Source organism: Lapidilactobacillus achengensis (assembly GCF_003946655.1).
In the GTDB taxonomy this organism is placed as follows: domain Bacteria; phylum Bacillota; class Bacilli; order Lactobacillales; family Lactobacillaceae; genus Lapidilactobacillus; species Lapidilactobacillus achengensis.
Window position 1 is genome coordinate 132,853 of record NZ_RHOV01000005.1, and the last position, 13,894, is coordinate 146,746.

General features: G+C 42.7%; 10 protein-coding genes. All 10 read left to right on the forward strand.

What is annotated here, in order from left to right:
- The first annotated feature begins 75 nt into the window (after positions 1-75).
- From EKM94_RS04695 to EKM94_RS04740, 10 genes are read left to right on the forward strand one after another with little or no spacing between them, the layout of a single operon-like run.
- Positions 76-480: a DUF6096 family protein gene (locus tag EKM94_RS04695; protein WP_125598217.1), complete on the forward strand. Its 405-nt coding sequence runs from the start codon at positions 76-78 to the stop codon at positions 478-480.
- A 14-nt stretch (positions 481-494) separates the two neighbouring features.
- Positions 495-845, forward strand: coding sequence for a hypothetical protein (locus EKM94_RS04700; protein WP_125598220.1), 351 nt, complete (start codon positions 495-497; stop codon positions 843-845).
- A 31-nt stretch (positions 846-876) separates the two neighbouring features.
- Positions 877-6,150, forward strand: coding sequence for a hypothetical protein (locus EKM94_RS04705; RefSeq protein WP_125598223.1), 5,274 nt, complete (start codon positions 877-879; stop codon positions 6,148-6,150).
- Between the two features lie 15 nt (positions 6,151-6,165).
- Entirely contained in the window at positions 6,166-6,525 is a 360-nt protein-coding gene (locus EKM94_RS04710; RefSeq protein WP_125598225.1) for a DUF6711 family protein, read from the forward strand.
- A gap of 13 nt (positions 6,526-6,538) precedes the next feature.
- A complete protein-coding gene (locus tag EKM94_RS04715) occupies positions 6,539-11,881 on the forward strand; it encodes a hypothetical protein (RefSeq protein WP_125598228.1) in 5,343 nt (1,780 codons plus the stop codon).
- An 11-nt stretch (positions 11,882-11,892) separates the two neighbouring features.
- The gene (locus EKM94_RS04720) at positions 11,893-12,348 is read left to right on the forward strand and encodes a DUF1617 family protein (RefSeq protein WP_125598231.1); all 456 of its coding nucleotides are present in this window, start codon (positions 11,893-11,895) and stop codon (positions 12,346-12,348) included.
- The gene (locus tag EKM94_RS04725; protein ID WP_125598234.1) at positions 12,348-12,623 is read left to right on the forward strand and encodes a DUF6275 family protein; all 276 of its coding nucleotides are present in this window, start codon (positions 12,348-12,350) and stop codon (positions 12,621-12,623) included. Before EKM94_RS04720 ends, EKM94_RS04725 begins: the two co-directional genes overlap by 1 nt.
- The gene (locus tag EKM94_RS04730; protein WP_125598237.1) at positions 12,624-12,872 is read left to right on the forward strand and encodes a hypothetical protein; all 249 of its coding nucleotides are present in this window, start codon (positions 12,624-12,626) and stop codon (positions 12,870-12,872) included.
- A 33-nt stretch (positions 12,873-12,905) separates the two neighbouring features.
- A complete protein-coding gene (locus tag EKM94_RS04735) occupies positions 12,906-13,232 on the forward strand; it encodes a hypothetical protein (protein WP_125598240.1) in 327 nt (108 codons plus the stop codon).
- Between the two features lie 11 nt (positions 13,233-13,243).
- Entirely contained in the window at positions 13,244-13,681 is a 438-nt protein-coding gene (locus EKM94_RS04740; RefSeq protein WP_125598243.1) for a phage holin, read from the forward strand.
- The last annotated feature ends 213 nt before the right edge of the window (positions 13,682-13,894 follow it).

Consider the following 13,894-nt stretch of genomic DNA (forward strand, 5'->3'; position numbering starts at 1 on the left):
ATTTATTCAGCAAGTCATCTGTCGAAGGATGGCTTGTTTTTGTACCTAAAAATATTTGGAAAGAGGTTTTATATTATGGTTTCAAAAGCAAATAAAAAAGTAACATTCGGCGGTTTAACTTTGGGACTACGATTGGATGGGAATGCAATTATCCAAATTGAACGTCGCCTAAATGAGTCAATTGTAGGCTTATTTTTATCATCAGATGGTGGCACTAAACTACCTCCTGCAAACAAGTTACTAATTGTTTTACAAGGAGCTAATCAAGAACATGGTGTCTCAGATGATGACATTGTTGAAGCGTTTGGCAAGTTCATCGACCAAGGCCACACCACAATGGAATTGATGGAAACAATTAACGACTTACTTGAAGATGGTGGTTATTTGGGAAAAAAAGACAAGGAAAAATCGGGGAAAGAGGAATCTGGGAAGAAATTAATTCCACTGGACGCTCCGGAAGAAACCAGCCCACTCGACTAGAAACTGTCACAGATGTGATCAATGAAATTCGGGGTCCAGCTATTGAGTCTGGTATTCGTGCTGATGAGTTTGAAACGATGACTCTCAGCGAAATACTCGACCAAATGCATGCTTATCGTAAGCGAGACATGGATAAGCTGCGCGAAAAAGGCGTCATGGATCATAAACAGGCTGAACTAATAGCCTTTGCATTTAATGACCCGTCCAAGATGCCGTCAATCCAGGAAACCTACCCATTTTTGAAAGGGTTGTTTACCGAGGCAAAACCGAAACCACAGCAGCAATGGCAAGTTGATCAGGCCAATCTAATTATGGCCGCAAATCGAATTAAGCAGGCAAGACTTGCAAAAGAGTCTCAAAAATAGTTTTACATTTTATGTAAAAGGAGGTGGATAAATGGCAAGTAATATTGATGTTGGTGACTTACAAGCAAAGTTTGGTATTGATTTAAGTAACTTAGCAAGTCAAGTTGCCAAGGCTACCGAAATGATTAAGTCAATGACTACTAAGATAGACGAAACAACAGCAAATAGTGCCAGTAAAATGAACGAAAAAATAAATAAGGCATTTGATGCTAGTAAGGGAGCAGAAGATCTTAAAAAGAAAACTAAGGAAGCAACCGATAAGGCTGAAGATGAAGTTGATGACTTTCTTGTTTCTTTTAATGGCAAGACAGTTAAAATGGCCGATTATGCTAAGAATGGATATGAAAAATCTTTCGGAGCTGCTGTGCAGGAAGCGACTAAAGCAGGCCAGAGAATACAAAAATCGTTAGCAGCCAGCGTTCAAAAACCTGTTAAAGCAACCATTAAGACTAATACAAAAGTACCTAAGCTTTCGGAGTCTGGTATTCAACAAGACGATAGTTTACGAAAAAGCATTGAAAGGCAAAGAGTCGCGGCCAATTCTGAAATTACTAAAATGGTTCAAGATATCAATTCTAAAATGGAACAAGCAAAGGCTGCGCAACTGAAAATTCAGTCTATTATTTCTAAGAAGAATTCGATACCCAACCTTAGTACTTCTGAGAGTTATAAATTTGACAGTCAAATTGCTAGTGCTCAGGCACAAATGCATCGATATCAGAATACCGCCAAACAATTAGCAGCAAATATGCGTGACGAGTTTGGTGCTGTTCCAGATGAATTGAAGAAAATATCAGCTCAAATGACACGCAATGAAGCCCAAATAGACACACTGAGAAATCGCATTAAGTCGCTTGGGAATACTTACGAACAGCAAAAGAGCTCGATTGGCAGTTTTGCTAAAGGATTTAAGACGAGTGATAATGACACATCTTTAAAAACTAAAGCTGAAATTGACAAGCTCCGGACATCGATGAATAAATTGATATCTGAGAACGATTCTTTAGCCAGTACTTACGCTAACGCTGAGGACCGTTCTAAAAGCCTAAAGAAAGCATTGTCAGGTGTTAATACTGAACTTAAGGACCAAGTTGCTGCTAGTCGTCAGGCCAGATCAAATATGGCTAATGTTGGAAATTCAGGTAAAAATACCGGCACTAGCAAAAGGCCAAGCTTATTTAGAAGAATGGGCGATAACTTCGCCAATTTCCGAAATAAATTTAAGTCTGGTTCGTCGTCAATTAAGAATGATTCTTCTGGTATTACGTCCAGACTATCTGGTATCAATCGGACTCTTAAGATGATGTGGAGTTCTGTGTTAATTTTTGGCATTTTAGGTTCGGGCTTACAGAATTTAATGGGTAGCTTAGGCAACTCTTTGATGGTGAATCGACAGTTTGCCAACTCTCTTAATCAGATCAAGGTTAATCTAGCTACTGCTTTTTATCCGATCTATACCGCAATCATGCCAGCGTTAAATACACTAATGAACGGTCTTGCTAAAGTTACCGGCCATTTAGCTAGCTTTATCAGCATGCTGTTTGGGACAACGTTTAGCAAAGCTAAGCAAGGTGCTGCTGGTTTACAGAGCAGTATCCAAGCACTCAATCAGTCTGCTGATGGCAGTGGTGTATCAAAAACTGCTAGCGGCGCTAAAAAGTTGGCAGATAACGCTAAAGATGCGACCGATAAGGCTAAGGAATTGCAACAGTCATTGGCCGGGTTTGATGAGATCAACACGCTGCAAAAAAACAATGACTCGAGCACGTCTTCAACGCCAGATACATCAGGTTCAACTCCAAGCCTCGATGCTCCAACTGGCCTTGATTTTGGTGGTGCTACTGCTAATTATCAAACACCTATATGGCTCAAAAACCTTGCAAAAGATTTATGGGACCCTATCAAAGCTGGTTGGGATACGACTGGTAAAAAGGTAATCGCGGCGTTTAAGTATGCTTTGTCCGAAGTTAATAGCCTAGTCAAAGACATTGGCAAATCATTCCTCGAAGTCTGGGACAATGGTACCGGACAGAAGTTTATCGAGAATTTACTTGTGTTACTTGCTGATGTCTTGAATATCGTTGGTGATATTGCTAGGGCATTTAGGAAGGCTTGGAATGATGACGGTCGAGGTACTCGATTAATTCAGTCATATTTTGATGCGTTTAATCGTATCTTGACGTTACTGCATCAGATTAATCAGGCTTTTCGGGACGCATGGAATTCCGGCGTGGGCGTTTCAATCAACGAGCACATTCTAAATATCATTACTAATATCTTTAAGACCGTTGGTGCTTTAGCTGGTAAGTTTTCTGAAGCTTGGCAACATGCTGATCTGGGTCAAAAGATATTCAAAGATATCTTAGGTTTAGTTGATAAAGTATTAGGTACTCTCGATAAGATGACCGGTGCAACTGTTAATTGGGCTAAGTCACTGGACTTTACACCATTGTTGCAGTCGATTCATGGGTTACTTAAATCAATGCAACCGTTTACCCAAAATATTGGTGACGGGCTGAAATTCTTGTATGAGAAAGTCTTACTTCCTCTGGCAAGCTTTACAATCGAAAAAGTTATTCCAGATTTCTTAGACCTATTGTCAGCTGCTATTAAGGCGGTCAATGCAATCATTGAAGCACTAAAACCACTCGGTAAATGGTTCTTCGATAATTTCTTGCAACCGTTGGCTAAATATACTGGTGGGAGTTTCCATTCAGTCATTCAGGGTATCGTTGATATTCTTGATAAATTTACAAATTGGATCAAGACACACCAAAAAATTGTCGAGGGTATCACTGTTGCTTTAGCAACCTTATTTGCGTTTAAAGTTGCAACTAGTGCCTTTGATAAAGGTACTTATTTAGTAGATAAATTAGTGCGGAATATTGGCAAGTTGTTCGGCAAAGAACACGTTTTGAGAGATTTATTCGGTAAACTTACTGGCATCAATGATTTAAAGGATGGCGTCGAGAACGTTAAAATACTAGCTTCGGCCGGCTGGGACAAAATAAAGATAGGTGGGCAGCATCTAAGAAAGATTGCTAAGCTGACCTGGTCTGGTCTTAAAACTGGCGCGACGCATTTAATGAATATCGCAAAGTTATCATGGAATGGCATCAAATTGGGTGCTGGTAAGTTGAAGGATATTGCGCAATTATCTTGGTCTAGTCTTAAAGCCGCCAAGGACGATATGAAAGAAATTTGGCAAACAGCCAACCAAAATTGGCAACAATCTGGAATATTTCAATCTATGCATAGTGCCGGAGGGTTCAGCAAACTGACTACTGCAGGGAAAGTCACTAATGGACTTGTTGGTGCAGGGATAGCGGTTGATGCTGGTGTTGATATTTATTCAGCAATTAAGGCTAAGAATCCAACTAAAAAGTTTGAATCTTACGGTTCCGGTATTGGTAAAGCTATTGGCGGTGGACTCGGCATGTGGTTTGGTGGTCCACTAGGCGCAGCATTAGGATCCCAAATCGGTGGCGTCATCGGTACTTGGGGCGGTGAATCGGCCAAGAGCTTTAGTGACGGCTGGAGCGCAGTTGGCAAGGGCAAGAAACCCGATGACTGGCTTGGCGAACTCGGCTGGAACTCTCGTATTATGTCTAATAAGGTCGTTGCTTGGTGGGACGACATGAAGAAGAACAGCGATACCAAGCGTGCTGAACAACAAAAAGATGCTGATCGGCAGAATGCGGCCTTTATTAAGGGCTGGAACAGTTTCTGGGGTGATGTTGGTGACAAGGTTCAAAAGACTTGGGACGATACCAAAAAGACTACTTCAACTTGGGGTACTAACTTCAACAAGTGGCGTTCAAACTTTGGTAGAGATTTCAAAAAGGGCTGGGACGAGACTTGGGAAAAGGTTGGCTCGAAGCTCAAGAAAACTTGGGACGATGCGAAAACCAATACCGAAACCACTTGGTCTAATATCAAGACCGGTATAGGCACAGCAGGTAGCAACATCAAAACCAACATGGAAACTTGGTCGGGTCAGGCCAAAGATAAAGTCATCGGCGCTTGGAAAACTATGAAGACCAAGGGTGACCCTTACTTCAAGGGTATTAAAGATACTGCCAAATCTGCTTTTGATACTGTAGGCGGCTGGGCAAGCGGTCTTGGTGAAAAAATTGGCGGCGGTTTATCTAGAGGCTTCGAAGCAGTTAAACGAGGTGCCGCGTCAATTGCAAATGGAATTATTGGGCCTGTTGGGACTGCCGTGAATGGTGTCATTAAAGGTATTAATTGGGTACTGAGTAGCGTTCACGCTAGCGCTCGATTAAGTAGATGGAGTGTACCTAAGTTTGCCCAAGGTGGGTATCACAAGGGCGGTCTTGCACTGGTTAATGATGCCCCCGGAGAAAAATATCGAGAGATGTTTAGACTGCCAAGTGGCCGCTATGGCATGTTCCCCGCACAGCGTGATTTGTTAGTTAACATACCAGCTGGCACTCAAGTGTTAGATGGTAATCGCACAGCACAGATTCCACATTATGCTAGCGGAATCTTTGGCTCCGACTTCATGAAGGGCTTCAACCTTGATTTTGGTAACATCTTTAGCGGAGTCAGCTCAAGCATTAGCTCAGCCATTGATGACGTCAAAGACTTTACCAAGGGTGTTTGGAAATATGTTACTCACCCGATTGACTTGATATCTCAGGGTATTGGCAAGTTCTTCACGTTACCAGCTGGACTTGCAGGTAGTATTTCTGGTGGTGCAATGGATTTGATTAAGAACGGTTCAGTTGACTGGATTAGAGATTTCATCAAATCGAACGCACCCAAGAAAAAGAAAAAGTCCAAAAAGTCGTCTGGTAAATCCGGCGGCTTATTCGATTTTGACTTCGACTTTGAAAATTTGTTTGGCTTTGCAGACGGTGGCTTCTTGAATAAAGAAGGTCTGTACAAAATGGGTGAGGGCAATCTATCAGAGATGGTAGTGCCATTAACCAAACCAGCACGTGCAGTTGAGTTGATGAAGCAAGGATTGAAAGTCATGAACTTATCCGGCATGGAACTTGCAGCTCCTGACATGGCAACTAACAATTTAGCTGATTCGATTGGCACTAGCTTTAATGGTGGTAGTCAATCAGGTGTTGGCAGCATGACATCAACTGCAGACATGCAGTCGATTATTGTCGCTGCTATCTTGGAGGCCATGGCCGAGCTTAAACGTACGAGTGGTTCTGATGACAATCAAACCGTAAACATGAATGTTGACGGTGACCGTCTTGCCGAAATTGTCATTAAAGTATTAAACAAACGGTTCCAGAAACTTGGAATTAATCCATTGAATATATAAAAGGGAGTGGTGCTTATGGTGGCTTTTGCCATTGGCGGTGTGCAGGTTAAAACGCCTAAAACATTTAATGCAGCAATACAAGATATTGACGGTAATACAACTCGTGATGCTAAAGGCAACATGCATCGTGATCGTGTAACGCGAAAGCGTAAGCTCTCGATTGCTTGGGGGCCACTATCAAACAAAGAGTGTGCGCAAATCTTGCAGGCGTCTGCAGCAGAATTTGTGTCAGTGACCTATCCTGACCCAATGACCGGTGCCTCGCGGACTGGCCAGTTTTATGCTGGTGACAGAAGTGCACCATCATATAGTTGGAACGAGCAATATCAGTCAATCATGTGGCAGGGCCTGAGTTTTGACCTAATCGAACAGTAGGAGGTGATAATGATTGTTAAGCGAAACAACCGCGGTCCGTAACGCATGGGCCGCAAGTGAACGAGAATTACAGTTGAGAATTACCATTAATGACCAGGTCTTTAACGCGGAAGATGTCACTGATTTTAGTTACGATGCCGGAGCCATGAATGGTGAGTCGTTAACACTTGGCTCAACTTACGCGAACTCAATTAAAATTACTTTTTCCCACATTGTTGAAAAGTTAAAGCTTGAAGACAAAATAACGCCTGAAATTGGTATTAAGCTCCCAGATGATACATGGAGTTACACCAAACTGGGCGTTTTTATTATCGACTCAGAGGTAAAACAAGACCGTAACAACGGTCAAACGTCATTATCAGCGACTGACAACATGGTCATGCTTAGCGGTAATTACACGTCTAAAATTGCTTATCCAACTGGCGTTATTGAGTCCATTACGGATATTGCTAATCAGGCCGGTGTCAAACTCAATGAGGCAAACATTGCCCGACTGACTGACACCACTATTGGTGCTTTAGGCAAAGAGGTTACCTATAGACAGGCCATTGGTTATGTGGCGCAAATCGCTGGTGGCTTCGGTCAATTTAATCGTGACGGGCTGCTGGATATCCGTGGACTGGAAGACCCTAACTTTAGGATCACACCAGATTGTTATATGTCAAAGGGACTCACGAAGAATGAGACCTTTTACAGAATCGGCGGCATGCAAGCCGAAGTCACAACGACACAAGTTGAAAACGATGGCAACGAGAACCAAGAGACAGTTACCCTGCAGTCTGGTAGCAAAAGTGGTTCGCAAATAAAAGTTGCTAACCCTGCAATGAGTCAGCAGCTGCTTGATCAGTTATACGAGCAATATGCGGATATCAACTTTTACCCGTATAGCTTGGAATGGTTTGCTGACCCAAATCTTGAGGCTGGCGACTGGGTAACGATTGTCGATAACAAAGGCAATGAGTTTAAGGCGCCGGCGCTAGGCTTAACGTTGAGTTTTAACGGTGGCCTTTCTGGCACTCTCAAGGCAGACACGACCGTGACCTCGCAGACAACATTTGTTTACAGTGGTCAGTTTAATCAAGTTGTGACTCGATTGCATAACGATTTTGCAACGATTGCTGGCAATCATATCTACAAGGGTATTGATCAGCCAATATTCGCCAAAAAGGGCGACCTCTGGTATCAATCAGTTGGCCCGGACACAGTCATGCAGGTTTATCAGTTTGATCCGGACACAGGACTTTATTCATGGGTTGAGGTTGGCTCAACCAAGCCAAGCCGTGAGTTGTCTGACCAAATGGATCAGGTCAAAAAGGATATTACTGATCAATCAACCAAGATTGACGGCGCAGTAGCTAACGCTAATACAGCGGTATCAAACAGTGACTTGGCAACCAAAACGGCCAGTGCTGCTAAACAATCAGCTGCTGAGGCAGTTACAGTTGCTAATCAAGCAAATTTAATCTCGTCACAAGCTCAGGCGTCTGCATTATCAGCAAAAGCCGATGCAAACACTGCGAAAGCAAATGCCACACAGGCGATCGATGACGCAGCGGCTGCAAAGGGTCAGGCGAGCAACGCCTTAGGTCAAGCTAACACCGCAATCGGAAATGCCGCCGACGCGTTAAATAAGATTAATAGCATGAGTGTTGGTGGTCGCAACTATCTAGCTAACACAAGCACCCCGTGGCAAATGCAAGGTTCTGGCGGCGCTAATCAGACTAGCTCACCGAAGTGGCGGTTCACATTTGGAACAATCAAGCAAGCGCCTTTCAAAGACGGCGAGTATGTGACCGTATCCTTTGATTATATAAGTGTTGGTACGGGGGCGTATGGCACTATATTCTCTCAACTCAACAATACACCATGGGACCAATTCGGTATCACGGAGGCTATGAAAGATAATGGGCACGTTGTGCGTACGGTTCAATGGCAGTCAGGTTGGACCACAAGTGGTACGGCGACGGGAATTCATATTCGTATGGATAACGTCGCTACTACAAGAACAGTTACTGTATATAACATGCAGTTTGAACGTGGCAACAAAGATACTGACTGGTCGGAGGCACCGGAAGATGTGCAGCAGCAATTTACAGATATCAATGGTGAGCTAGCCAATAAAGTTAGCCAAACGACTTATAACACGCTAGCCGGCACAGTGGATACGGTCAGCACACTAGCTAAGCAAAATCAGTCAACAATTAGTACACTAGCGACCAAAACTAGCGTGGACACGGTCAGCAAAACGGCAACGACAGCTCAAACTTTGGCTCAACAAAACGCAAACGAATTGCTCAACAAGGCTAGCACTAACACGGTTGACACCTTAACTAAGCGGGTCACGACTGCAGAGAGTACACTCAGTCAAACGGCGACAAAAGCTGAGCTAGCACTAACTAACACGGACGTCGATAAACTAGGCGATAGTGTGGCTAGTCAAGCCCTAGATATCGCAGCTACAGCCGATGCGCTTAAACTCAAGGCCGATAGCTCAACATTATCCGATTTAACTGATATGGTGGCCGACAACAGCGCTCAATTAGCGTTGACCGCGACAAAGGCTGAGTTACAGGTAGCCCAGACCAACGTTGACAATCTTAAAAAGACGGTCACCAGCAATACTGCTGGAATGACAGCTAATGCCAACGCACTTAAGCTTAAAGCTGATAGCTCAACCGTATCTGATCTAGACGGACGTGTGACTAGCCTTAGTGGTCAGTTAGACGTGCAATCAGACTTAATCAGCGCGAAAGTCACCGCAAGCGATGTGACGGGAATGCTGGGTAATTATGCCACACAGTCTTGGTCTCAGGGACAGATATCTGCTGCTAAAAATGAGATTTCCGCGAGCGTGGAGACGGTTAAACAGACTGTTGATAATTTAAGTGTCGGTGGCGTCAACTTGCTACTTGGCACAGATCTTAATGACTTGACTAAGTACTGGGAAGTTCGTGGTGGCTCAGTTGTGGCTGGTCTAAACGGGCACAACGCGATTTATTATGATGCAACAAATATCACAAATGACTACGTAGGTGTTTTAGGGCAGCCGATTTATGACCCAACGCTAGAAACAAATCGTGTGCGACCTAATCAATGGTACACTTTATCGTTTTGGGCCAAAGGCACGGGTAACTTAACATCGTATGTGTATGGTAGTTTTATCGATGTGCCCTCTGGCAGCTCAGCGGACGGGTTAAAGTCAAATTACGCCACCAACGATGGCAGTCATGTTTGGAATTTAACCGATGGCTGGACGCGGCACACATACATCTTTAAATCAAAGTCGGGCTTTCCGGACACAGGACAGCAAAATGTACTGTTCCGGGTGTTTAAAGGAAGCGCCGTATATATCTGTATGCCCCAGTTAGAGGCTGGCACGCTCGCAACAGATTACGATATCGCCCCAGATGAGCTAGCTACGCAGGACTGGACTAAATCACAAATTAAGGTCAACGAGGATAAAATCACAGTCGGAATCACAAGCCTTAAATCGGATATTACAGCAGCAACTGATGCTCTAAATAATAACATCGCAAACGCCACAAAAGATATGGCAACTCAGACGTGGACACAAGGCCAGATTAATACGACTGCTGACAATATCAATTTATCAGTGTCTAAAGTCCAGACTGATTTGGGTGGGACCAAAACACAGTTTGCGGCGTTAGAAGTGAAAGTCGATGAGATTCAAACGACTGTTAAGAATAAGGCTGACCAGTCACAAATCACCCAACTAGCAAACGACATTAACCTCCGCGTCAAAACAGGTGATTTAATTAGCCAAATCAACTTGTCAGCTGGATCGACGCTTATCCAATCAAACAAGATATATCTATCTGCTGCATCAACGGTGTTTGGTGGCTCGGCATTTATCCCCGCTGCTAGTATCAAAGACTTGTCAGCCGACTATATCAAAGCCGGCACGCTCGACGGTAGTTTTATTCATGTAATCAATCTTGTTGCTGATAATATAACGTCAGGTACGCTTAATGCAAAGAAAGTTAAGGTAACTGACCTTAATGCAGATAACATCACAGCTGGGACATTAAATGCTCAGAAAGTCGGGATTGTTGGATTAAAAGCCGATAATATAACGTCAGGTACGCTTAATGCCGCAAATGTCAATATAATCAATCTTAATGCTTCTAGTATCAAAGCCGGCACCTTGGACGCCAGCAAGGTTAACCTGATAAGCGTCAACGCCGCCAGTATCACAGCCGGGATTATTACTGGGGCCAATCTGAGTTTAAATCTGGATACTGGGGAGGTTTTATTCCAAAAGGGGTCAATTAAATCTGCCACAACCTTATCTGGAGGCCAATTAGATATTGAGATTGACGAGGGGACCTTTACACAAGCTGATTCTTCAGGACGTGGCATGCGATTTCAGAATGGCAATATCTATTTGGTTACTGATGTTGCAGAACCGTTTGTTTGGGGATCTTCTAGAATTGCAGATTATGGATCACTACAGTATTCATCTGTTCTTATGTTTGGTAAGTCGGGTGTCACCCTGACTGGTAATCAAGCAACAACCGTGGCTACACAATCATTCATGAATACTCCATTGTGGACATTTGGAATTAACATGTTAGATGCTGGCCAAATTACTGGGTCCGCAGTGGCTTTAGATGATACAAATGCCGCAATTATTTCGAGTAAACAAATATCTTTGAAATCAGGTTTTGCATATCAATCCATTAATACCGAGATGTCTCCATGGCTTGGTGTAGGAACAAAGAACAAATATCGCGCTGGAGGCATGGACTGGGAGCATGATACTGATTTTGGACCTGATATTTTTATGGAGGCCAGTAGCGTAGTATTTTCTGCTACTCCTGGTAACACTCCTATCACTTTTGCATTGGCAGGTGATGCACGTTCAGGATACGCATTAAGCATGGGGATAAAGAATAGAACATATTCGGGCGCCGCTAACATGATTATTACTGATAACGGCGTACTTGGTCGTGTTACGTCTGCTCGAAAGTACAAGTTACTCGATCATGACGCGGAAACAGTAATTGACCATGCAAAACGTATCTTAGATATCAACCCTAAACAGTGGTTTGATAAAGCCGAAGTTGAGACTATTTCCAAGTCTTTAACTGATTCAACCGAGAACCAGTTAATGAGTGATTACAAGTTTCAGCAGTACTATGGTTTTATCGCGGATGATTTTCACGATGCTGGTTTGGATGAAGTTGTCCAATTCAAAAACGGTAAAGTCGATAGTTTGGCGTATGATCGTATCCCTATGTATCACAATGTTATCCTTAAAGACCATGAGACCAGAATTCAAAAACTAGAACGTGAAAATAAAGAGTTAAAACAGCAACTTGCTGCCATTTCTTAGGAGGATGAAACATGAAAATTACTTTAAAAAATGTTTATTTGGTGCCATCAATTAATCTGTTACAGAAGATGAGCTTGAAAGGTCAAGATACCTTGGCTCGTTCGAAATTTGTAAAATTGCTCAAGAAATCTTTAGATGATTTGGCTGAAGCGGAGCAAGAATTGGTGAATGAGTACGGTGCCCGAAAAGATAACTCGCTGCCAGTTAGTGATGATAATCCTTTGATTACAAAACCAGATGGTAATGCAGAAATTCAGCCAAGCAAGAAATTAGAATTCAACAAGGTGCATGCCGATTTGCTGAGTCAAGAAGCTGAAATCCAAGGCGGTACTTATGTTAATCACATCGACGATATCAAACGAATTCTTAAAGAATACGGGGATAAAACAGAATTAAGTAATGCTGATGCTGAAGCCTATCTCGAATTGACAGAAGCATTCTCTAACGCAACTAAGGAGGATAAGTAATGAATGCTGATGAATTCTTCCGTAAGGGCAAACAAATGGTCACTGATTATGTTAATGATCATCTAGATAAAAGTGACGGTAAACAGATCACACCAGATAACGTTTACATTGTTTGGTCTAGCAAGACTCTCCAAAACAGTAAGGCATTGCTAAGCACGACTTTGCTTGACGGAATGTATTATGAGCTGACTTTTAACGGTGACAAAGACGAATTTTACCTAGACGCTTATAAGAAATTTGATAATAAAGCAATCAAAAATTGGGAGGAAAAATAAATGTTAACAACTAGCAAATCATTAAGCATTTCTGGCCAATCATCAATCAGTGGGCAACAGGTGATGAATTTCTCCGCTACTATTGACCAGAGTAACGGTCGTAGCAATATCACACAGGCCGTTTTAAACAAGGACTTGTACGATTCAAACAAGACCGAAGTTCGTAAAGACGCCGCGGACTTTACTGATTTAGTTTATGATCAAGAAGATAAGATGGCAGAAGCAGATAAAGCTGACACGGCCTCCTAGGTCGTTTAACTTTTTTAAAAAGGGGATGGTTAATTGGACTTAGAAAAGACCGTGACAGAGCACGGTAAGCAAATTGACGTGCACACTGAGCGTCTTAATGATGTCGAAAAGGACGTGCAAGAATTAAAGCAAGATTTGCGTGTCGGACTTGATCGTGTTGATCAGTCAAATCGATATTTGCGTGAACAGAACAACGTGATCTTGAAAGAGGTCATCACAAAAAATAAAACATCAGAACAACATGACTTCGCTCTTACCAAATTAGCCAAAGACAATCAGATCAAGATGTTTGGCATGATATTTGGTACAGGCGGGGTCATTGTTTTAATCATCAACTTACTGATGAAGTTATTCCACTAGGAGGAAAAATAATGAAAGATTTAGCACAGTTAGTACTATCAATTGCGGTAGCAGTGATTCCAGTTGTAGGAGTCTGGTTATCCCAGCAAATTATCAAGAACAAGAAGGCATTGGCATTCACGCAGGCACTAATTCCATTGGCCGAATCAGCGGTGGTTGCTGCTGAAAAACTTGGCGTAACTCAAAAGCTGACCGGTGCCGCTAAAAAGGACAAGGCGGTCCGATTTGTTATTGATGGGCTAAAGTCACTTGGCTTTACCGAAGCTGATAAGGTTACGATCAGTAATGCCGTTGAAAAAGCATTTGCGGAGTCCAAGGACCAAATCGAAGCTGTCTATGATACTCAATTTACTGGTAGCTTAAATTTACAGTCGCAAATTGCTGAAACATCAAAGAACAGTGACTTGCAACAATCCACAATTGATTATGCAAATGGCTACGATCGATAGGAGGAGCATATGAAATTTAAAAAGAAATTAGTCTTGGCCGTCACATTAATTGTGGCGGCTATTTTTAGTGTCTTTAGACCCAGTTGAGCCCGCGAAGCGCGCGAAACAAAAAACCACCCGCTATGCGGGTGGATAACAATAGGGTTATACCAAAACGTCCTCCCAAGATATAGAATGGAGGTGTTCAAAGCCAAACCATTCAAAATTGAAGGA

Excerpts from the sequence above, each read along its gene's own strand:
- EKM94_RS04695 (WP_125598217.1), top strand. The coding sequence starts at position 76 with ATGGTTTCAAAAGCAAATAAAAAAGTAACATTCGGCGGTTTAACTTTG.
- EKM94_RS04705 (WP_125598223.1), top strand. The coding sequence starts at position 877 with ATGGCAAGTAATATTGATGTTGGTGACTTACAAGCAAAGTTTGGTATT.
- EKM94_RS04710 (WP_125598225.1), top strand. The coding sequence starts at position 6,166 with ATGGTGGCTTTTGCCATTGGCGGTGTGCAGGTTAAAACGCCTAAAACA.
- EKM94_RS04720 (WP_125598231.1), top strand. The coding sequence starts at position 11,893 with ATGAAAATTACTTTAAAAAATGTTTATTTGGTGCCATCAATTAATCTG.
- EKM94_RS04725 (WP_125598234.1), top strand. The coding sequence starts at position 12,348 with ATGAATGCTGATGAATTCTTCCGTAAGGGCAAACAAATGGTCACTGAT.
- EKM94_RS04730 (WP_125598237.1), top strand. The coding sequence starts at position 12,624 with ATGTTAACAACTAGCAAATCATTAAGCATTTCTGGCCAATCATCAATC.
- EKM94_RS04740 (WP_125598243.1), top strand. The coding sequence starts at position 13,244 with ATGAAAGATTTAGCACAGTTAGTACTATCAATTGCGGTAGCAGTGATT.